Source organism: Micromonospora chaiyaphumensis, assembly GCF_900091435.1.
Taxonomy (GTDB): Bacteria; Actinomycetota; Actinomycetes; order Mycobacteriales; family Micromonosporaceae; genus Micromonospora; species Micromonospora chaiyaphumensis.
In genome coordinates, this window is sequence record NZ_FMCS01000004.1 from 19529 (window position 1) to 41174 (window position 21646).

Here is a 21646-nt window from a genome sequence, read left to right on the forward strand (position 1 = left end):
CGGGTCAGCGCCGGGCCAGCTCCGTCTCGCCGGCCAGCCGGGCGGCGCGGTCGGCCTCGCCCAGGGCGTCGAGCACCCCGTCCAGCTCGCCGCCCAGCGCCAGGTCGAGGTTGTAGGCCGTGTAGCCGATCCGGTGGTCGGTGATCCGGTTCTGCGGGAAGTTGTAGGTGCGGATCCGCTCCGACCGGTCCACGGTGCGCACCTGCGCCTTGCGGGCGTCGGAGGCGGCCGCGTCGGCCTGCTCCTGGGCGGCGGCCAGCAGCCGGGCCCGCAGGATGCGCATGGCCTGCTCGCGGTTCTGCAACTGCGACTTCTCGTTCTGGCAGGAGACCACGATCCCGGTGGGCACGTGGGTGATCCGGACCGCCGAGTCGGTGGTGTTGACCGACTGGCCGCCCGGCCCGGACGAGCGGAACACGTCGATCCGCAGCTCGTTCGGGTCGATGGTGACGTCCACGTCCTCGGCCTCGGGCAGCACCAGCACGCCGGCCGCGCTGGTGTGGATCCGGCCCTGCGACTCGGTCACCGGAACGCGCTGCACCCGGTGCACGCCGCCCTCCCACTTGAGCCGGGACCAGACCCCGTTGCCGCCCTCCGGCACGCCCTTGGTCTTGATCGCCAGGGAGACGTCCTTGACCCCGCCGAGGTCGGAGTCCTGCGCGTCGATCACCTCGGTGACCCAACCGCGCCGCTCGGCATAGCGGGTGTACATGCGCAGCAGGTCGCCGGCGAACAGCGCCGACTCCTCGCCACCCTCGCCGGCCTTGATCTCGACGATCACGTCCTTGGCGTCGTGCGGGTCGCGCGGGATCAGCAGCTCGGCCAGCCGTTCCTCGAGCGCCGGCATTGACGCCGCGATCGCCTCGGCCTCGGCGGCGAAGGCCGGGTCCTCGGCGGCCAGCTCGCGGGCGGCGGCCAGGTCGGCCCGCGCCTGCTCCAGCTCGCCGGCGGCCTTGTGCAGCGGGACCAGCTCCGCGTAGCGCCGGCCGACCCGGCGGGCGGTGCCCTGGTCGGCGTGGATGGCGGGGTCGGCCAGGCGCTGCTCCAGCTCGGCGTACTCGTCGAGGAGGGCGGCCAGGCGCTCACTGCTCATGCTGCGGATGCTCCTTCGGCGACGACCCGGCAGGGACGGGCGGAAACGGGCACGAACGGACGAACGCCCGTGCCCGGCACGGAGCCGGACACGGGCGTCGTCGACGGAGCTACTTGGCCTTCTTGGCCTGAACCTTGGCGTACTTCTGCTGGAACTTCGCGACCCGGCCGGCGGTGTCCAGCACGCGCTGCTTGCCCGTGTAGAACGGGTGGCAGGCGCTGCAGGTCTCGACGCTGATCGAACCGCCCTTGGCGGTGCTGCGGGTCGTGAACGTGTTGCCGCAGGAGCAGCGGACCTCGGTGGTCACGTACTCCGGGTGGATGTTGGGCTTCATGTCGCCTCGGTCCTTTCGTCGGTGGTCGCCGGGTCGCCGTCGTGCTCCCCGTCGTCACGACGGGCTCGGGCGTGAACCGGAACCGGTGGCCGATTGACCAGTGTGCCATGCGCTTCCGCCGGCCCGTCGGGCGGGCCGCACAACCAGGTCCGGCAGGAGTAACGCTCGCCTCCCGGTACGCATTCCCGCCCGTCCCGGGGGCATTCGTGGAGGCGGGGAGAGGGATGAACGGGAGGTACGGGATGTTCCGGCTGATCGCCACCCGCGGGCTGCCCGCCTCCGGCAAGAGCACCTTCGCCCGCCGGCTCCAGCCCGGCGTGGTCCGGATCAACCGGGACGACCTGCGCCGCATGATGCACGGCGAGCGGCTCTTCACCCAGTGGGCCGAGGGACAGGTCACCCGCGTGCAGCGGGCCCAGGTGGAGGCGCTGCTGGCGGCCCGGGTGAGCGTCTGCGTGGACGACACCAACCTGCGCTCACGCACCCTGCGGGACTGGGCCGAGCTGGCCGCCCGGTACGGCGCGGCGTTCGAGGTGCACGACTTCACCGACGTCCCGCTGGAGGAGTGCCTGCGCCGGGACGCGGCGCGCCCCGAGGTGGACCGGGTCGGCGAGGCGGCGATCCGCCGGCTGCACGAGCGCTACCTGGCGAACCGGGCGCTGCCGCTGCCGGTGCCGACCGCCCGGACCGGCGGCCCGGCCCGCGTGGAGCAGGAAGGCCCCGAGCGCCCCGACATCGTGCTGGTCGACATCGACGGCACGGTGGCGCTGACCGTGTCGCGCAGCCCGTACGACATGACCCGGGTCGGCGAGGACGCCCCCAACGAGGCGGTCATCGCGGCGGTGCGGGCCATGCACGCGGCGGGGCACGGGGTGGTCTTCTGCTCCGGCCGGGACGCCACGGCCCGGGCCGACACCGAGGCGTGGCTGGCCCGGCACGTCCGGGTGCCCTACCTGGCGCTGCACCTGCGGGCCGTCGGCGACCACCGCAAGGACGCCGTGGTGAAGCAGGAGATCTACGAGCGGGAGATCAGGGACCGCTACCGGGTGGTCGGTGTCTTCGACGACCGGCAGCAGGTGGTCCGGATGTGGCGCTCACTCGGCCTGACCGTGTTCCAGGTCGCCGAGGGCGACTTCTGACGCCGCGACCGCCGGCGGGCTCCTCCCCCAGGTCGAGGAGCCCGCCGGCGGGCGGCCGGCCGGGCGGCGTGGACCGCCGCGGGGCCGGTCAGGCGGCGGGCGCCTCCGCCGCCGCGGTGGTCACCGCCGCCTCGGCGCGGACGCCGTTGACGGTGACCGCGAGCAGCACCTGCACGCCGGGGCGCAGCGCGGTCAGCCGGCCGGTCGCCGGGTCGAACCGGGCCACGTGCCAGGGCTTCACGTCATCTGCGGTGCCGATGTGCAGGTTGGGCGAGCCGGACCAGTCGGCGCTGACCGGGGCGGCCACCGGGACGGTACGGCCACCGGGCTGGGTGATCGTGGCCGTGACCGCGGCCGGGGCGCCGACCGCGACCTCGGCCGGGGCGGCCAGGGCGAGGCGGTCGACGTGGGCGTGGAACTCCGCCGCGATCCAGCTCGGGCCCTCGGCGAGCGGGTCCCGGCGGGCCCGCTCCGCCTCCTGCGGGGTCACCGGGTCGACGCCGAACTCGGTCCAGCCCGTGAAGCCGCCGAGCTGGGGAGGGGTGGACGGATCCTTGCCCGAGTTGCCGTTGACCACGTACGGCACGCCGTCCACCCGGTCGGCGTGGAAGGTGCCCACGTGCCCGTTGACCATGAGCGCGCCCTTGCCGGTGCGGTGCTGGAAGTCGGCCAGCCACTGCTCCACGAGGGCGGCCTCCTTCCGGTCGCCGAGCTGGCTGGCCTTGGCCGGGCTGGGATCACGGGGCGGGTGGTGGAAGAGCACGGTGACCGAACCGACCGCCGGGTCGGTGGCCGCCGCGTCGAGCGTGTTCCGCAGCAGCTCCACCTGGTCGAACCCGCCGCCGCGCAGCGAGCCGGTGGCCGTGCTCAGGGTGACGAAGCGGGTGCCCTCGTGGTCGAAGACCCGTGAAGTGTCCCCGAACACGCTGCGGAAGTTGTCGATCGGGGCGCCCATGATCTCGTGGTTGCCCGGGACGTAGTAGTAGGGCAGCTCGCCGCCCAGTTCCTCGTCGAGGATCCGCTTGGCCAGCGCGAAGTCCGCCGGGTAGGCGGTGTCAACGAAGTCCCCGTCGATGACCAGGAAGTCGGGCTTCGCCGCGCGGATCTCGCGGAGTGTGCGGCGGGCCTGGGCGACCAGGTCGCTGTCCGGGTTCGCCGCCACGAACTGGGCGTCGGACATGACCGCGAAGCGCCAGGGCGCACCATCCACAGTGCCGTCCCGCAGCACCACCCGGTCGGTGATGTTCGGCTCCTCCGGCGCCTGCACCGTCGGGGGCACCCGGGCCACGAGGTCGTCGATGACGACCTCGCTCTTGTACTGCTTGGCCGGGTCGGTCTCGGCCACGTAGAACCGGCGCACCCGCACCGGGTACTGCACGCCGGGCGGCACCGTGAACTCGACGTACCGCCAGCCGGTCCAGGTCAGGTAGGGGCCGCGCAGCACGAACTGGGTGTCCTGCGCGTCGTGCAGGTGCAGGCTGGGCCATTCGCCCGTGCCGTTGCTCTTGATCCACATGCCGAACGCCTGCGGCTGGCCGGGGACCGGGATCCAGGCCGGCGGGTCCGCGTACGCGGCGCGGGTGCCGGTGGACTGGCCGAAGTCGTACGACATCCTCAGGCCGGTGCCGGTGTGCCCCTCGGCCGGGGCGACCGAACCGCTGGCCCGCGCCTGGCTGAACTTCCAGGAGGCGGCGTCGTCGAAGCCGGCGACCGGCACGTCGGTGAGCCCGACGGTGACCGGGAGCACCGTGGTCTTCGCGCCGACCCGCACGGTGACCAGCGCGGAGCCGTCACCGAGCGCCTTGACCGCGAGGTTGCCGTCCGCGGTGGGGGTGACGTCGAGCAGGTCGTGGTCGTACGCCAGCTTCAGGTCGGCCGGCTCGATCGGCGCGGTGTTGCCCTCCGCGTCGTAGCCGACCACGCCGAACAGGCCGGTGTCGCCCTGCTGGTTGAGGCCGAGCCGGTCCACCGTGGAGTCGATGCGCTGCAGCGGGCCGAGCACGGTGAGGTCGAGCGTGCCCCGCGCCTCTTCGCGCCAGGCGGTGACGGTGCTGCGCCCGGGCTTCCCGGCCCGGAACACCCCGTCGTCCACGGTGCCCTGGGCGGCCGGGTTGGCCCGCCAGTGCGGCGCGCCGGCGGCCGGCCCGTACGTCTCGTCGTAGCCCGCCGCGGTGAGCCGGCGGGTGAGGCCGGGGAAGACCCGGTCCGGGCGGCCGCCGCGGATCGGGGCGACGCCCGGCGCGGCGGTCGGGTCGGTCGCGGTCTCCAGCCAGTAGCCGGTGAGCCGGCCGCTGCCCTCCGGCGCGTAGATGGCCAGGCCGTTCGGCACCGGCCGCTCGCTGCCGTCCGAGGGGCTGTTCTCCACCTGGACCGCCGCCGCGCCCGGCTCCCGGGCCAGCAGGGTGGAGGAGCCGCCGCCGTCGAGGTTGAGCGCGTTCCACGCGCCCAGCTCGACCATCATCCGGCCCATCTCGGTCTGGGTGACGCCCCGGCTGTCCACCTGCCGGCCGTCCACGGTCAGCAGGATCATCCGGCGGCCGTCGGCCGAGAAGCCGACCGAGGTGCGCGGCGCGAGGCTCTGGTCGGCGATGGTCTGGACCACGCCGTCGCGGACCAGCACGCTGCCGCCACCGACCGCGGCGCGCGGGCTGCTCCCGTCGGACGCCTTCGGCCGCCAGGTCAGGTCGACCGGGTCGCCGGGGCGCAGCGCCGCGAGGGCGTCGGCGCCGGCCTCACGGCCGAGCACCACCGTGGTCCCGGCCGGGATCGGGCCCTCCCCCGCCGTGGTGGCCACGGTCGCGACCCGGCCGCCGGTCACCGTCACCTCGACGACCCGCGCCGCGCCCTCGACGGCCCGCTTGCGGGTGTACGTGCCCCAGAGCGGGGTGAAGACGCCCACGCCGCCCGGCTGCACCATGTTGTTGAACTGGGTCAGCGGCACCGGGCCGGCGGGCAGGGTCGCGGTGCCCTCGAAGCCGACCTGGACGACCCGCCCGATGCCCTCGGCGCTGATCGCGGCGGCGTTGGTGTGCCCGGCGACCGGCGACTGCACCAGCTCGCCGGAGCGGATGCCGATGCCCTGCGCGGCGCCGGAGGCGTTGATGTCGAAGAAGTCGCCGTTGACCGCGGCCACCGCCCGGGAGCGGTCCACCGCCGCACGCAGCGGCTCGTCGCGGGTGACGGCGCCGGAGTTGACGTAGTCGACGGTGACGTCGCCGGAGAGGTCGGCGGTGAGGGCGTCGGCCCGCAGCCAGCCGTCGGCGTCGTACCGGTCGAAGGAGGTCAGGTCGAGTCCGGGGGCGACCGGACGGGTGGTCTTCGCGGTCTCCAGTCCGCCGGCCGGCTCCACACCGGAGTCGGCGGCGAGGGCGACCGCGGAGTCGGGACGGGAGGAGGCGGCGGGCGCGTCCTCGGCCGGGGTGTGCGGCTGGGCCACGGCCGCCGCCGCACCCGGCGGGACCGGGGCGGTGACGGTGAGCAGCGGCGTCAGCAGCAGGACGCCGGCAAGACGGGCGGATCGACTGCGGATTCGCATGGACCACAGTCAACCCGAGAATGAACAGAAGTTTCAATACCCTCCGGCTTAACCGAAGAAAAACTTCACGGCTCGCCGCCCGGGTACGCGAAGAGGGGCACGGCCCGCAGGCCGTGCCCCTCTCTCGGGAACTCCTCAGATCACTCGCCCGGGGTGGACTTCGCGATCTGCATCAGGAACTCGATGTTCGTGCGGGACTGCTTGAGCCGGTCCAGCAGGAGGTCGAGCGCCGCCTGCGAGTCCAGCGAGTGCAGCACCTTGCGGAGCTTGTGGACGATCGCCAGCTCCTCCGGCGCGAGCAGGACCTCCTCCTTGCGGGTGCCGGAGGGGTTGATGTCGATCGCCGGGAAGACCCGCTTGTCGGCGATCTTCCGGTCCAGCTTCAGCTCGGCGTTGCCGGTGCCCTTGAACTCCTCGAAGATGACCGTGTCGGCCATCGAGCCGGTCTCCACCAGCGCCGTCGCGAGGATGGTCAGCGAGCCGCCGTTCTCGATGTTCCGCGCCGCGCCCAGGAAGCGCTTCGGCGGGTAGAGCGCGGTGGAGTCGATACCACCCGACATGATCCGGCCGCTGGCCGGCGCCGCCAGGTTGTACGACCGGCCGAGCCGGGTCACCGAGTCGAGCAGCACGACCACGTCGTGGCCCAGCTCGACCAGGCGCTTGGCCCGCTCGATCGCCAGCTCCGCCACCGTGGTGTGGTCCTGCGGCGGGCGGTCGAACGTGGCCGCGATGACCTCGCCCTTCACCGACCGCTGCATGTCGGTGACCTCTTCCGGCCGCTCGTCGACCAGCACCACCATGAGGTGGCACTCCGGGTTGTTGCGGGTGATCGCGTTCGCGATCGCCTGCAGCACCATCGTCTTACCCGCCTTCGGCGGCGAGACGATCAGCGCCCGCTGGCCCTTGCCGATCGGCATCACCAGGTCGATGACCCGGGTGGTCAGCACGTTCGGCTCGGTCTCCAGCCGCAGCCGCTCCTGCGGGTACAGCGGAGTGAGCTTGTAGAACTCGGGCCGGCGCTTCGCCTCGTCCGGCTCCATGCCGTTGATGGTGTCGAGCCGGACCAGCGGGTTGTACTTGTCCCGCCGCTGCTCGCCGTCCCGGGCGGCCCGCACGGCGCCGGTGATCGCGTCACCGCGCCGCAGGCCGTACTTCTTGATCTGGGACATCGAGACGTACACGTCGTTCGGGCCGGCCAGGTAGCCGGTGGTCCGGACGAAGGCGTAGTTGTCGAGCACGTCGATGATGCCGGCCACCGGGACGAGCACGTCGTCCTCGCCGACCTGCGGCTCGCGGCCGCCACCGTCGCCGCCCTCGGCACGCTCGCCACGGCCGCGCCGGCGGTCCCGGAACCGGCTGCGCCGGCCGCGCCGGCCGCCGCCCTCGCCGTCGTCGTCACCGTCGTCGTTGCGCTCGGCGCGCTGGCCCCGGTCGTTACGGTCGCCGCGGTCGTTGCGGTCACCCCGGTCGTTGCGCTCGTTGCGCTCGCCCCGGTCACCGCGCTCGGCCCGCTCGTTGCGCTCGCCGCGCTCGGCCCGCTCGCCACGGTCGGTGCGCTCGGCCCGGTCACCGCCACGCTCGGCCCGCTCGCCACGGTCGGTGCGCTCGGCCCGCTCGCGGCCCCGGCCCTCGGCCCGCTCGCCACGCTCGGCACGGTCACCGCGCTCGGCACGGTCACCGCGCTCGGCCCGCTCGCCGCGCTCGGCCCGCTCGCCGGTCTCGGCGGGAGCCTCCTCGGCACGCGTCTCGGCCGGCCGCGCCTCGGCGGTCGCGGCGGCCGCACGGCTCCGGCGGCTGCGGGTGCGGCCCTCGGTCGCCTCGGCCGCCGGCGCGGCGGTGCGCTCGCTCTCGGCCCGCTCCTCGCGGACCTCGGCGTGCACCTCCTCGCGGGCGGGAGCGGCCGCGGCCGCGACCTCGGCCCGCGGTCGAGGGGTTCCGGCGGCGGCGCCGCCCTGCCGCTCGGTGATCGCGCTGATCAGCTCGCCCTTGCGCATGCGAGCCGTACCGGAGATCCCGAGCGACGCGGCCAGGCTCTGGAGCTCAGGCAGCAGCATCGCCGACAGGCCGGTGCCGCTGCGCCGACGGCGTGTGGGGGCGGCAGTGGTGGCATCGCCAGCGACGTTGGAAACATCCGACGTCACGTCGGTGGTGTCGCTCAATGGAGTCCTTCCCTCGATAGGCCGGGGCTGCCCGGAGTCGAGAACAGGTGGCCGGGCGGCCTCGGTGCACCCGCCTCGCATGGACGCGTCGCGGGAGTCTGTGACACAGCAGCCGGTCGGTTTCCCGACTCACCAACATCGGTGAGCAGGTCTCGCCGTCTGCGGCGACCTGTGGAAACTGCGGTGCGGCGTGGGCCTTGGCAGGGGTGACGGGCTGACCGCCGAGAGCTTCGGGGGTGCGCCGACCCGCAGGAGATCGCATGCTTCGCGGCTGTGCTAGGTGTAGAGCGTAATCAACTCATCCGACCTGCGGCAACAGGGTCCCGCTCGGCGTGTCCAAGTCTACCCCGGGCGACCCGGGCACCGCTGACGTCTATCGGCAACTCCCACCGGCGCCAATCTGTTCCCGCCTGGAATCCCGCGGGGACCTCGGACAACGCCAGGACGGTCGGGCCCGCCCCACTGACCACAGCCGCCACACCGGCCGCACGCAGCGCGCCCACCAGTGCGGCGGTGGCCGGCATCCCCTCGGCCCGGTAGTCCTGGTGCAGCCGGTCGACGGTGGCCGGCAGCAGCAGCGCCGGCTCGGCGGTCAGCGCGTGCACCAGCAGCGCGGCCCGGCCGGCGTTCAGCGCGGCGTCGCCGTGCGGCACGGCGGCCGGCAGCGCCGCCCGGGCGACCGAGGTCAGCCCGCGCTCGCCCGGCACGAAGACGGTGGGCCGGACCGCCTCCGCCACGGGCAGCGTGATCGCCCGGGCGCCGGCCGGCTCCGTCCAGGCGACCGTGAAGCCGCCGAGCAGGCAGGGCGCCACGTTGTCCGGGTGGCCCTCCAGCTCGGAGGCCAGCCGGAGCGCGGCGGCGTCGTCCAGCCGCGCCGCGCCGTCGGCGACCAGCGCCCGGGCCAACAGGACCCCGGCCACGATGGCCGCCGAGGAGGAGCCGAGGCCGCGGGCCTGGGGGATCCGGTTGACGCACTCCAGGGCCAGCCCGGCCGGCTGCGCCCCGAGCACGTCGAAGGCCGCCCGCATGGCGGTCACCACCAGGTGCCGGTCGTCGCCGGGCAGCTCGCCGGCGCCCTCCCCGGTCACCGCCACCCGTACGCCGCCGGCGGTCACCTCGGCCGCCACGTCGTCGTGCAGCCCGAGGGCCAGCCCGAGCGAGTCGAAGCCCGGGCCGAGGTTCGCGCTGGTCGCGGGCACCCGGACCCGGACCGCACCGGAGGTGAAAGTCGTCGGCACGGGCTCATGCTAGGTCCCGGCACCGACGGCGCGCCGGATCGCCCGGACCGTGGGAAGGGCGAGCCCTCCCGCTCACGGGGTGCGGCAGGTCTCCTGCTCCTCGACCGGGTCGGTGAGCGACAGCCGCCGGGTCGCGAGTCGCCAGCCCGCCGCGTAGACCACCGTGACCAGGCCGCAGCCGGCCAGCACGACGCGCTCGTCGACCGCGTCGACCACCAGGGCCACGACCAGCTGGCTGACCGAGATGGCCAGGGTCGCCAGCATCATGTCGGTGGCGAAGACCCGGCCGCGCAACCGGTCCGGCACCTCGCCCTGCAGGGCGTAGTTGGAGAGCACCCAGTTGCTGCCGCCGCCCAGGTGGGCCAGGAAGACCAGCACCAGCACCAGCGGGAACCAGCTCACCACCGAGACCCCGACGTAGGCCAGGCCGTAGAGGGACATCGACAGGGCCAGGCCGGTCAGCAGCCAGGCGCGGTTGCTGAGCACCCGGCGCATCAGGATCGGGCCGACCAGCGCGCCGGCGCCGCGGGAGGCGAAGAGCAGGCCGGTGCCGATGGCGCCGACCCCGTACAGCCCGGCGAGCAGCGGGAAGACGGTCAGCACGCCGTTGCCCAGGCCGACCGCCGACTTCACGGTGACCAGGGCGAGCACCCGCGGCCGGTGGGCGATGTAGCCCAGCGCCTCGCGGATCGCCGGCCAGGTGCGCGGGACGACCGCCGCCGGGTCGCGTGGCGCCTGCAACGGGCGGCGGATCCGCGCGGCCAGGCCCGCCGCCCCGGCCAGGCCGGCCGCCGCCACCCAGAAGCTCGCGTACGGGCCGGCGGCGGCGCTCAGCATGCCGCCGAGCGAGGCGCCGACCACCGTCATGGTGCCCCAGGCCGAGCCGGCGATCGCGTTGCCGGCGGCCAGGTCGGCGGGGTCGAGCACGTTGGGCAGGGCGGCCTGGGCGGCCGGCGAGTAGAACGCCTTCGCCACCGCCACGGCGGCGATCGACACGAGGGCCAGCCAGGCGGTGCCGGCATTGCGGACGCCGAGCAGCAGCAGGATGCCGGCCAGCGCCGCGAGGTTCGCCGCCATCATGATCTTCCGGCGGTCGAACCGGTCGGCGATGGTGCCGGTGTACGGGAGCAGCAGGGCGGTCATGCCGGTGTCCACGGCGAGCACCAGCGCGCCCCACACCCCGCTGCCGGTCAGCGCCGGCAGGAGCACGAGCAGCGGCACCATGACGAACCAGTCGGCTCCGAAGACCACCAGTTCGGCGAGGAAGAGGTTGCGGAAGTCGCGGTTGCGGACGAGGACCGAGACGGTGGGTGACACGCCGGAACCCTATCGGGCCGCTCCCAGCACGGCAGCGCGGCGGAGCAGGTCGGAGACGGTGACGAAGGTGTAGCCCCGGGCGCGCAGCCCGGTGATCATGTCGGGCAGCCCCCGCAACGCGACCAGCCGCCGCCCGGGGCCGACGTCGTGGCCGAGCAGGATCGTGCCCGGCCGCACGTCGGCCACGATCCGCCGGGCGTGCCCGGCGGGGTCGTGCGGGTACTCCCCCTCGACCATCTGGAGCGTCCAGAGGACCAGCCGGTAGTTGAGCCGGGCGGCGGCGTGGAGCACCGCGCCGCCCAGGTGCCCCCAGGGCGGGCGGAGCAACCGGGGCGCCACCCCGGTGGCCGCCGCGATGGCCTCGTGGCTGCGCCGCAGGTCGTCGTAGGCGGCACGGGCGTCCATCCGGGCCAGGTCGTGGTGCGCCCAGCTGTGGTTGCCCACCTCGTGCCCGCCGAGCCGGTCGTAAACCAGCGCGGCGTGCCGGCGGGCCCGTTCCCCGACCAGGAAGAAGGTGGCCGGCACCCGGTGCTCGGCCAGGGTGTCCAGCACCATCGGGGTCCACTGTGGCTGCGGCCCGTCGTCGAAGGTGAGCGCGACCAGCGGGTCGGCGGTGCGGACCGCCCAGACCACCTCGACCCCGCCGCCGCCCACCTGCTGGTAGCGGCTGCCCAGCGTGGCGCTGGCCGGACCGCCGGCCAGCGGGAGCCGGCGGTCGGCGATCCAGGTGGTCTGCGAGGTCCCGGCGGAGCCCAGCGCGGCGCCTCCCGCCAGCAGCGCGGTGCGGCGCAGCACCCTGCGCCGGGTCCACCGGGCCACGCCCTCCGCCATCGCCCCGCTCCCGCTCCGGCCGGCCGCCCCGGCACATCGGGGCACTACGCCACAGAGAGTACATGTAATCTCACTCACCGTACCGTGCCCAGGCGGCGTTCCATGCCCCACAACGGAAGAGGTGGCCGTCCAGGGGACGGCCACCTCTTCCGGGGATCCTGCGCCTACTCCGTCGGCGGGAGCGGGGACCGGCGGCTCTTGGGCAGCCGGAGCACCTCGAACTGGTCCGTACCGTCGATCAGCGCGGCCGAGGGCGCCGGGCGGGCCGGCGGGTCGGCGGCCGGGGCGGCGGCCTCGGCCGGGCCCTCCCCACCCCCGACGGTCACCGGGACCCGGGCCGGCGCCGGGGCCGGCGGTTCGGCGGGCACCGGCGTGCCCCGGCGGCGCGCCCGGCGCTCGCGGACGGACTCCTTCGTGCGCTCCACCATCGTGTAGAGCGTCGGCACCAGGATCAGCGTGAGCAGCGTCGAGCTGAGCAGACCGCCGATCACCACGACGGCCAGCGGCTTGGAGATGAAGCCGCCCTCACCGGTCAGGCCGAACGCCATGGGCAGCAGCGCGAACACGGTGGCGACCGCGGTCATGAGGATCGGGCGCAGCCGGCGCCGGCCGCCCTCGACCACCGCCTCGGTCACGCCCATGCCCTGTCCCCGGTACTGGTTGATCAGGTCGAGCAGCACGATGGCGTTGGTCACCACGATGCCGACCAGCATGAGCACGCCGATCAGCGCCGGCACCCCCAGCGGGGTCCCGGTGAGCAGCAGCAGCCCGATCGCGCCGGTCGCCGCGAACGGCACGGAGATCAGCAGGATCAGCGCCTGGGTCAGGCTACGGAACGTGCCCACCATGATCAGGAACACGATCGCGATCGCGGCCAGCACGGCCAGCCCCAGGTCGGCGAAGGCGTCGGCCTGGTCCGCGCTGACCCCGCCGATGACGAACGTCGCCCCCGGCACGTCCAGCGCGTCCAGCTTCTTCTGCAGCTCCTGCGTGGTGGCGCCGAGGTTCGAGCCGGTCGCCGTGCCGGTCACCGACACGCTCCGCTCGCCGTCGATCCGGGTCACCTGCTGCGGGCCCTCGACCTGGTTCACGTCGGCGATGTCGTCCAGCTTCACCGGCCCGACCGGCAGCGCCCGCAGCTCGGCCACGCTCAGCGGCGGCCGGGCCCCGGTGCTCAGCACCACGTTCTGCGGGGTGCCGTCCAGGGTGACCTGGCCCAGCGGCGCCCCCCGGTACGCCTGCGCGACGACCTGCCCCACGGCCGCCTCGGTCAGCCCGGCGCGGGCCGCGGCGACCCGGTCCACGGTCACCTCCACCCGGGGCACCCGGGTGGCCAGGCCGGTGGTGACGTCCTCGACCCCCGCCGTGCCGGCCATCGCGTCCCGGACGGCCTCGGCGGCCCGGGTCAGCGTGTCCTGGTCGGCGGCCTGCACGACCACCTCGAGCTGGTTGGCCGAGGCGTTCTGCCCGCCACCGAAGGTCAGCTCACCGGCCTCCGCGCCCAGCGCGTCGAACTCGGTGCGCAGCTTCTCGCGAACCTCCGCGGCGTCGGTGTCGTCGGTGAGCGCCAGCGACCAGGAGGCGGTGTCGTTGCCGCCGCCCGCCCACGGGTTGTCGCCGCCACCCGCGCTGACCTGATAGGTCGCCACGCCTGGCGTGCGCCGGAGGATCTCCTCGACCCGCGCGGCGGCCTGGTCGGTGCCGGTCAGCCCGGTGCCCGCCGGCAGCTCCTGCTGGATGGCCAGGGTGTCCTGGCCGGAGTCGTCCAGGAAGTTGGTCTCCAGCTTCTGCGCCAGGCCGAAGGTGCCGAACAGCACCAGCAGGCCCAGCGCCACGGTGGCCCAGCGGGTTCCCCGGGAGCGGGTGGCGAAGCCGATCACCGGCAGGTACGCCCGCTGCAACGGGCTGCGCAGCTCCTTCTCCGCGGCAGCGTGCCGGGCCGCGGCCTCGTCGGCCCCGCCGCGCGGCGGCTTGAGGAACCAGTACGCCAGGACCGGGATCACGGTCAGCGAGACCAGCAGCGAGGCGAGCAGGGCCACCGTCACGGTGATCGCGAACGGCGCGAAGAGCTGCCCGACGAAGCCGCCCACCAGGGCGATCGGCGCGAAGACGGCGACCGTGGTGAGGGTGGAGGCGGTCACCGCGCCGGCCACCTCGCGGACGGCGGCCAGGATGGCGTCCCGCTTCGGCTCGCCGTACTCCAGATGCCGCTTGATGTTCTCCAGCACCACGATCGAGTCGTCGACCACCCGGCCGACGGCGATGGTCAGCGCGCCGAGGGTGAGCAGGTTCAGCGAGTAGTCGCCGGCCCACAGCACGATCAGCGCGACCAGCACCGACAGCGGGATGGAGACCGCGGTGACCACGGTCGAGCGGACCGAGAGCAGGAAGACCAGGATCACCACGACCGCCATGAGCAGGCCGAGCAGGCCCTCGGTGGTGAGGCTCTCGATGGACCGCTCGACGAACGGGGCCTGGTCGAAGACCACGGTCAGGTCGGCTCCGGAGGCGGCCTCCAGCTCGTCCAGGCGGTCCCGGATGTCGTGCGAGATGGCCACCGCGTTGCCGTCCGGCGAGGCCGTGACGGCGATGCCGAGGCTGGGCTTGCCGTTGGTGCGGGTGAAGGCGGTGGCCGGGGCGAGCTGCTGCTCCACGCGGGCCACGTCGCCGAGGCGTACCGGGGCGGCGGGTGCGGTGCTGAGCACGATCCCGCGCAGGTCGTCCACGGTGCGGATCGGGGTGCCGACCTGCACCGGCAGGGAGCGGCTCCCGTCGGTCACCGCGCCGGCCGGCAGCGCCACGCCGTTGGTCTTCAGCGCCTGGGCGATCGCGGTCGGAGCGAGCCGGGCCGCGGCCAGCTTCGCCGGGTCGGGGACGATGGTCACGACCTGGTCGCGGGCGCCGGTCACGTCGACCGTGCGGACCCCGTCCAGCCCTTCCAGCTCGGGTACGACGGTGGCGCGCAGCTTCTCGGCCAACGCCTGCTCGTCGCCGCCGCCGGTCGCGGCGACCACCACGGCGGGCAGGTCGTCGGTGCTGCCGGCGATCACCTGCGGGTCGACGCCCTCGGGGAGCTGGGCGTCGATCCGGCTCAGCGCGGTCTGCATCTTGTTGACCACGTCGTCCAGGTCGGTGCCGAACTCGTACTGCACCTGGACGGTCGCGGAGCCCTCGCGCGAGGTGGAGGTGACCTTCTCCAGCCCCGGGATGCCCTGGAGGCTGTTCTCGATCGGCTCGGCGACCTGGGACTCGACGATCTCCGGCGCGGCGCCCGGGAAGGGCGCGACGATGAACGCGGCGGGAAACTCCAGCGACGGCAGCAGCTGCTGCTTCAGCGACGGCACGGCGAACGCCCCGAACGCCGCGGTCACCAGTGCGATGAGGGCGATCAGGCCCCGGTTGGCGAGACTGAATCTGGCGAGCAGCGACATGGGCGTTACTCACTCCTGGAAAGGGGTGTACGGGGTGCTCTGGAGTCTGCCGCACCCGATCACGCTCCCACGCACGGACCCCGGCCCGCGTGACGGAGCGCGCTCCGGCCCCGCGAGGGCGCGTCAGATCAGGTCGAGCGAGCGGGCGGCGGCGAGGGCGTCGTTGGCGATGGTGAGCGGGGCGGGGGCCGTGGAGATGGCCCACTCCGGGTCCTTGAGGCCGTGGCCGGTCACCGTGCACACCACGGTGGCGCCCGGCGGCACCCGACCGGCGGCGGCCTGCTGGAGCAGCCCGGCCACGCTCGCCGCGCTGCCCAGCTCGACGAAGACCCCGACCTCGCGGGCCAGCAGCCGGTACGCCGAGAGGATCTCCCGGTCGGTGACCGCCGAGATCGACCCGCCGGAGGCGTCGCGGGCGTCGATCGCCTTGGTCCAGCTCGCCGGGTTGCCGATCCGGATGGCGGTGGCGATGGTGGACGGCTCCGGGACCACCTGACCGGTGACGATGGGCGCCGCACCGGCCGCCTGGAAGCCGTACATCTTCGGGGCCCTCGTGGCGTTGCCGTCGCGCAGGTCCTCCGAGTAGCCCATCCAGTAGGCGGAGATGTTGCCGGCGTTGCCCACCGGCAGGCAGTGGATGTCGGGCGCGTCGCCGAGCGCCTCGACGATCTCGAACGCGGCGGTCTTCTGCCCGTGCAGCCGGTCGATGTTGACGGAGTTGACCAGCGCGACCGGGTAGTCCTGGGCGAGCTTGCCGGCCAGCGACAGGCAGTCGTCGAAGTTGCCCTGCACCTGGAGCAGCCTGGCGCCGTGCACGAGCGCCTGGGCGAGCTTGCCCAGCGCGATCTTGCCCTGCGGCACCAGGACCGCGCAGGTGATCCCGGCCCGGGCCGCGTACGCGGCGGCGGAGGCGCTCGTGTTGCCCGTGGAGGCGCAGATGATCGCCTTGTCACCGGCCTCGACGGCCTTGGAGACGGCGAGCGTCATGCCCCGGTCCTTGAACGAGCCGGTCGGGTTCGCTCCCTCGACCTTGAGCCACACGTCGGCGCCGACCCGGGTGGAGAGCACCGGTGCCGGCAGCAGCGGCGTGTTCCCCTCGTGCAGGGTGACGACGGGAGTGGCGTCGGTGACCGGCAGCCGATCCCGGTACGCCTCGATCAGACCCCGCCACATGTCGCGCTCCTCGCCTCTGCCGCCCCGGTCCGTGGGGCCCCTACCAGCGTGGACCAGCCTTCCCGACCGCTCGCCGGCACACCTCCGGATAACCATCAGGCGGGACGGTCGGCTACGCCCCGCCCTCGACCCGCAGCACGCTCGTCACCGAGCGGACGATGTCCAGGCCGCGCAGCTCGCGGACGGTGGCCGCGAGCGCGGCGTCCGGCGCCACGTGGGTCACGATGACCAGCTCGGCGTCGGAGCCGCCGCCACCCGGGCCCTGCCGCACGGTGGCGATGGAGACCTCGTGCCGGGCGAAGACCCCGGCCACCGCCTCCAGCACACCCGGCCGGTCGGCCACGTCCAGGCTGACGTGGTAGCGGGTGAGCGCCTCGCCCATCGGCCGCACCGGCAGGTCCGCGTACGCCGACTCGCTGGCCGCGTGCACCCCGGCGAGGCGGTTGCGGGCCACCGCCACCACGTCGCCGAGGACCGCGCTGGCGGTCGGCGCGCCGCCCGCGCCCCGGCCGTAGAACATGAGCTGCCCGGCCGCCTCGGCCTCGACGAAGACCGCGTTGAACGCGTCGCCGACGCCGGCCAGCGGGTGGGTCAGCGGGATCATGGCCGGGTGCACCCGGACGCTGACCGTCTCGCGCCCGGCCGCGTCGGCGCCCCGCGCCGCGATGCAGAGCAGCTTGATGGTGCAGCCCATGGCCTTGGCGCTGGCCACGTCGGCGGCGGTCACCTCGGTGATGCCCTCGCGGTGCACGTCGGCGGCGGTGACCCGGGTGTGGAACGCCAGCGAGGCGAGGATGGCGGCCTTGGCGGCCGCGTCGAAGCCCTCCACGTCGGCCGTCGGGTCGGCCTCGGCGTACCCCAGTTCGGTGGCCTCCTCCAGTGCCTCGGCGAAGCCCGCGCCGGTGACGTCCATGGCGGAGAGGATGAAGTTGGTGGTGCCGTTGACGATGCCGGTGACCCGGTTGATCCGGTCGCCGTGCAGCGACTCGCGCAGCGGGCGCAGCAGCGGGATGGCGCCGGCGACGCTGGCCTCGTAGTAGAGGTCCGCGCCGCCCTCGGCGGCCGCGTCGTGCAGCGTGGCGCCGTCCTCGGCGAGCAGCGCCTTGTTGGCGGTGACCACGCTCTTGCCGGCGCGCAGCGCCTCGACCAGCCAGGTGCGGGCCGGCTCGATCCCGCCGACCACCTCGACCACGACGTCCACGTCGTCCCGCTTGACCAGGCCGAGCGGGTCGGTGGTGAACAGGGCGGGGTCGACCGGCAGGTCGCCGCGGTCGCGGCCGAGCCGGCGCACGGCGATGCCGGCGATCTCCAGCGGGGCGCCGATCCGGGCGGCGAGGTCGGCCGACTGCTCGTGCAGCAGCCGCACCACGTCGCTGCCGACCGTGCCGCAGCCGAGCAGCGCCAAGCGAACGGGTGAGGTCATCCGACATCCAATGCGAGCAGGTCGTCTTCGGTCTCCCGGCGGACGATCAGCCGCGCCCGACCGTCGCGGACGGCGACGACCGGGGGCCGCGGGACATGGTTGTAGTTGCTGGCCATGCTCCGGCAGTAGGCCCCGGTGCCGGGCACCGCGACAAGATCTCCGGGCTGCACGTCGGCGGGCAGGAATTCATCCTTCACCACGATGTCCCCGGACTCACAGTGCTTTCCCACCACGCGGGCGAGCATCGGCTCCGCGGCCGAGGCCCGGTTGGCCACGGTCGCCGAGTAGGAGGCGTCGTAGAGCGCCGTGCGGATGTTGTCGCTCATCCCCCCGTCCACGCTCACGTAGGTGCGGATGCCGTCGACGTCCTTGACCGTGCCCACCTCGTAGAGGGTGAACACGGCGGGACCGACGATGGCCCGGCCCGGCTCGATGGACAGGTGCGGCACGGCCAGCTTCTCCGCCGCGCACTCCCCGTCGACGATCTTGCGCAGCCGCTTGGCCAGCTCGTGCGGCGCGGCCGGGTCGTCCTGCGTGGTGTACGCGATGCCGAAGCCACCGCCCAGGTCCAGCTCGGGCAGCTCCACCCCGCGCGCGTCGCGGATCTGCGCCTGGAGGGCGAGCACCCGGCGGGCGGAGACCTCGAAGCCGCTGGCGTCGAAGATCTGCGATCCGATGTGCGAGTGCAGGCCGCGCAGCTCCAGCACGTCCTCGTCGAGGATCTTGAAGGCGGCCGCCGCGGCCGCGCCGCCCGCCAGGGAGAAGCCGAACTTCTGGTCCTCGTGCGCGGTGGCGATGAACTCGTGGGTGTGCGCCTCGACGCCGACGGTCACCCGGACCAGCACCCTCGGGCGCACGCCGCGCTCGCGGGCCAGCGCGGTGAGCCGGTCGATCTCGGCGAACGAGTCGACGATGATCCGGCCCACCCCGGCGTCCACGGCCCGGGTCAGCTCGGCCACCGACTTGTTGTTGCCGTGGAAGCCGATCCGCGCGGGATCCATGCCGGCCGACAGCGCGGTGGCCAGCTCACCCCCGCTGCAGACGTCGAGGAACAGGCCCTCCTCGGCGATCATCCGGACCACCGCCCGGCAGAGGAACGCCTTGCCGGCGTAGTAGACGTCGGCATCGGGGAAGGCGTCGCGGAACTCGCGGGCGCGGCCGCGCAGGTCGTCCTCGTCCAGCACGTACACCGGGGTGCCGAACTCGGCGGCCAGGTCGCGGACGTCCAGGCCCGCGACCGCCAGCGCGCCGCCCGGGCCGCGCACCACGTTGCGCGGCCACAGCTGCGGGACCAGGTCGTTGACGTCGACCGGGGTACGCAGCCAGGCCGGCCCCCGGTTGCCGATGTCGCCGTGCAGGGCACCGGCCTCGTGCGCCCGCATTACATCCGCTCCGGAGCCGAGACGCCCAGCAGGCGCAGGCCGTTGGCGATGACCACCCGGGTGGCGTCGTTGAGCCAGAGCCGGGCCCGGTGCAGGTCGGTGACCTCCTCGTCGCCGCGCGGCAGGATCCGGCAGTTGTCGTAGAACCGGTGGTAGGCGCCGGCCAGCCGCTCCAGGTAGCGGGCGACCAGGTGAGGGCCGCGCAGCTCGGCCGCCGAGGAGACCACGGCGGGGAACTCGGCGAGCGCCTTGAGCAGCTCGTTCTCCTTCTCGTGGGAGAGCAGCTCGGCGTGGAAGCCGGCGGCCTCGCCCCGGGTCAGCCCCACCTCGGCGGCGTTGCGGCCGACGCTGGCGGTGCGGGCGGCCACGTACTGCACGTAGTAGACCGGGTTGTCGCGGGTGGCCCGGGTCCACAGCTCCACGTCGATGTCGATCGGCGAGTCGCTGGAGTAGCGGGCCAGCGCGTAGCGGGAGGCGTCCACACCGATCGCGTCGACCAGGTCCTCCAGGGTGACCACGGTGCCGGCCCGCTTGCTCATCCGCACCGGAGCGCCGTCGCGGAGGAGGTTGACCAGCTGGCCGATGAGGATCTCCAGGTTGCGGTCCGGGTCGTCGCCGAAGCACGCGGCCATGGCCTTCATCCGGCCGATGTAGCCGTGGTGGTCGGCGCCCAGCATGATCACCACGCGCTCGAAGCCGCGCTCACGCTTGTCCAGGTAGTAGGCGCAGTCGGCGGCGAAGTAGGTCCACTCGCCGTTGGACTTGCGCAGCACCCGGTCCTTGTCGTCGCCGAAATCGGTGGTGCGCAGCCAGGTGGCGCCCTCGGACTCGTAGAGGTGGCCCTGCTCACGCAGCCGGTCGAGCGCCTTGTCCAGCTCGCCCCGGTCGTGCAGGTCCTTCTCGTTGAAGTAGGTGTCGAACTCCACGCCGAAGTCGCGCAGCGACGACTTGATCTCGGCGAACATCAGCTGGACGCCCTCGACCCGGAAGATTTCCTGGGCGGCGGCCTCGTCGAGGTCGAGCACCTCGGGCCGGCGCTTCACCACCTCGGCCGCGATCTCCGCGATGTACGCGCCGCCGTAGCCGTCCTCGGGGGCCGGCTGGCCCTGGGCGGCGGCGAGCAGCGAGCGGGCGAACCGGTCGATCTGGGACCCGGCGTCGTTGAAGTAGTACTCGGTGCCCACGTCGGCGCCGGTGGCCCGGAGCAGCCGGCTGAGCGCGTCGCCGACGGCCGCCCAGCGGACGCCGCCGATGTGCACCGGGCCGGTCGGGTTCGCCGAGACGAACTCCAGGTTGATCCGCTGGCCGGCGAGGGCGTCGCTGCGGCCGTACGCCGGGCCGGCCTCGACGATGACCTTGGCGAGCTGACCGGCGGCGGCCGCGTCGAGCCGGATGTTGAGGAAGCCCGGGCCGGCGATCTCCACCGACTTGACCCCGGCCGCCTTGCCGAGCTGGTCGGCCAGGGCGGTGGCCAGCTCCCGCGGGGGCACGCCGACCTTCTTGCTGAGCTGCAGCGCCAGCGTCGAGGCGTAGTCGCCGTGCTCGGGGTTGCGGGGTCGCTCGACGGTGGTCTGCGCGGGCAGCGCGGAGCGATCCAGGCCCCGGTCTTCGAAGACGGCGTGGGCTGCGGAGAGGACGACCTCGGCGAGTTCTGCGGGAGTCACCGAACCATGTTATCGGGGGTAGACTCGGTCCCCGCGGCGGCGACCCAGCATGTGAACCGGCCCCGCGGCTCCCCTGACCGACCGACCTGACGAGGCACGATGAGCATCAGCACCCCGGGCGGCCCGGAGCGCCGTCCGACCGTGGTCAGCACCGGCAAGAAGCCGGCCGCCGGCCGGCCCGCGGCTGCCGACAAGCCCGCCGGCGGCAAGGCCGGGGCCGGCAAGGGCACCCCGCCGCGGACCGGCGGCAAGGGCCGCAAGCCGGTCACCCCGGTGAAGGTGAGCCAGGGTCGCGCGTGGGGTCCGATCGCCCTGTTCGTCGCGGTCGGCGTGCTGGCCGTCGGCATCATCGGCGTGGGCGCGTGGGCGGTCTACCAGGGCTCGCAGCCCTGGCAGAAGCGGGCCGACGCGATCAACGGCATCGTCGACTTCCGCAAGAAGGACAAGGACCTGGTCAAGGGCGGCAACCACCAGGCGGGCTCGATCAAGTACGACGTGCTTCCCCCGGTGGGCGGCCCGCACAACCAGGCCTGGCAGAACTGCATGGGCGACGTCTACGACGCCCCGATCGCCAACGAGCACGCGGTGCACAGCCTGGAGCACGGCACGGTCTGGATCACCTACCGCCCCGACCTGCCCGCCGACCAGGTGGCCAAGCTCAAGGCCAAGGTCGAGGGCAAGGAGAAGCTGATGCTCAGCCCGTTCGAGGGGCTGGACAAGCCGATCTCGCTCCAGGCCTGGGGCTTCCAGCTCAAGGTCGACAACGCCGACGACGGCCGGATCGACGAGTTCATCAAGACGCTGCGCGTGAACGCCTCCGTCGAGGGTCCGACCGCGCTGTGCGACCAGGGCGTCACCGCCACCGGCACCACTCCGCGGGACAACCTCGGCAACAACATGCCCGAGCAGCCGACCCAGTGAGGACGC

General features: G+C 73.8%; 14 protein-coding genes. 2 read left to right on the plus strand and 12 right to left on the minus strand.

Annotation, left to right across the window (positions count from 1 at the left end):
- Window positions 1–4: 4 nt before the first annotated feature.
- The gene (gene prfA, locus GA0070214_RS12105; protein WP_091262197.1) at window positions 5–1093 is read right to left on the minus strand and encodes a peptide chain release factor 1; all 1089 of its coding nucleotides are present in this window, start codon (window positions 1091–1093) and stop codon (window positions 5–7) included.
- Between the two features lie 109 nt (window positions 1094–1202).
- Window positions 1203–1427 (minus strand): 50S ribosomal protein L31, encoded by a 225-nt coding sequence (rpmE, locus tag GA0070214_RS12110; protein WP_091262200.1) that lies wholly within the window; start codon window positions 1425–1427, stop codon window positions 1203–1205.
- 242 nt (window positions 1428–1669) lie between these two features.
- Here rpmE and GA0070214_RS12115 point away from each other — a divergent pair, with 242 nt between their 5' ends.
- Window positions 1670–2566 (plus strand): phosphatase domain-containing protein, encoded by an 897-nt coding sequence (locus GA0070214_RS12115; RefSeq protein ID WP_091262202.1) that lies wholly within the window; start codon window positions 1670–1672, stop codon window positions 2564–2566.
- 88 nt (window positions 2567–2654) lie between these two features.
- Here GA0070214_RS12115 and GA0070214_RS12120 read toward each other — a convergent pair whose 3' ends face one another.
- From GA0070214_RS12120 to argS, 10 genes are all read right to left on the minus strand, one after another.
- Window positions 2655–6101, minus strand: a complete 3447-nt coding sequence (locus tag GA0070214_RS12120; protein ID WP_091262204.1) for a phosphodiester glycosidase family protein — start codon at window positions 6099–6101, stop codon at window positions 2655–2657.
- 140 nt (window positions 6102–6241) lie between these two features.
- Window positions 6242–8260: a transcription termination factor Rho gene (gene rho, locus GA0070214_RS12125; protein ID WP_091262206.1), complete on the minus strand. Its 2019-nt coding sequence runs from the start codon at window positions 8258–8260 to the stop codon at window positions 6242–6244.
- Window positions 8261–8553: 293 nt separating this feature from the next.
- Window positions 8554–9498: a homoserine kinase gene (thrB, locus tag GA0070214_RS12130; protein ID WP_091262208.1), complete on the minus strand. Its 945-nt coding sequence runs from the start codon at window positions 9496–9498 to the stop codon at window positions 8554–8556.
- Window positions 9499–9570: 72 nt separating this feature from the next.
- Window positions 9571–10815 carry an MFS transporter gene (locus tag GA0070214_RS12135; protein WP_091262209.1) on the minus strand — a complete coding sequence of 415 codons (1245 nt, stop codon included), beginning with the start codon at window positions 10813–10815 and terminating at the stop codon, window positions 9571–9573.
- 9 nt (window positions 10816–10824) lie between these two features.
- Window positions 10825–11646 carry a polysaccharide deacetylase family protein gene (locus GA0070214_RS12140; RefSeq protein ID WP_091262211.1) on the minus strand — a complete coding sequence of 274 codons (822 nt, stop codon included), beginning with the start codon at window positions 11644–11646 and terminating at the stop codon, window positions 10825–10827.
- 164 nt (window positions 11647–11810) lie between these two features.
- On the minus strand, window positions 11811–15077 hold the full coding sequence (locus tag GA0070214_RS12145; RefSeq protein ID WP_091262213.1) for an efflux RND transporter permease subunit: 3267 nt from the start codon (window positions 15075–15077) through the stop codon (window positions 11811–11813).
- 123 nt (window positions 15078–15200) lie between these two features.
- Window positions 15201–16250, minus strand: a complete 1050-nt coding sequence (gene thrC / locus GA0070214_RS12150) for a threonine synthase (protein WP_091262215.1) — start codon at window positions 16248–16250, stop codon at window positions 15201–15203.
- A gap of 112 nt (window positions 16251–16362) precedes the next feature.
- Window positions 16363–17673, minus strand: coding sequence for a homoserine dehydrogenase (locus tag GA0070214_RS12155; RefSeq protein WP_091262217.1), 1311 nt, complete (start codon window positions 17671–17673; stop codon window positions 16363–16365).
- A complete protein-coding gene (gene lysA / locus GA0070214_RS12160) occupies window positions 17670–19055 on the minus strand; it encodes a diaminopimelate decarboxylase (protein WP_091262218.1) in 1386 nt (461 codons plus the stop codon). Before lysA ends, GA0070214_RS12155 begins: the two co-directional genes overlap by 4 nt.
- Entirely contained in the window at window positions 19055–20719 is a 1665-nt protein-coding gene (argS, locus tag GA0070214_RS12165) for an arginine--tRNA ligase (protein WP_091262220.1), read from the minus strand. Before argS ends, lysA begins: the two co-directional genes overlap by 1 nt.
- Window positions 20720–20818: 99 nt before the next feature.
- Here argS and GA0070214_RS12175 point away from each other — a divergent pair, with 99 nt between their 5' ends.
- On the plus strand, window positions 20819–21640 hold the full coding sequence (locus tag GA0070214_RS12175) for a DUF3105 domain-containing protein (RefSeq protein WP_091262222.1): 822 nt from the start codon (window positions 20819–20821) through the stop codon (window positions 21638–21640).
- The last annotated feature ends 6 nt before the right edge of the window (window positions 21641–21646 follow it).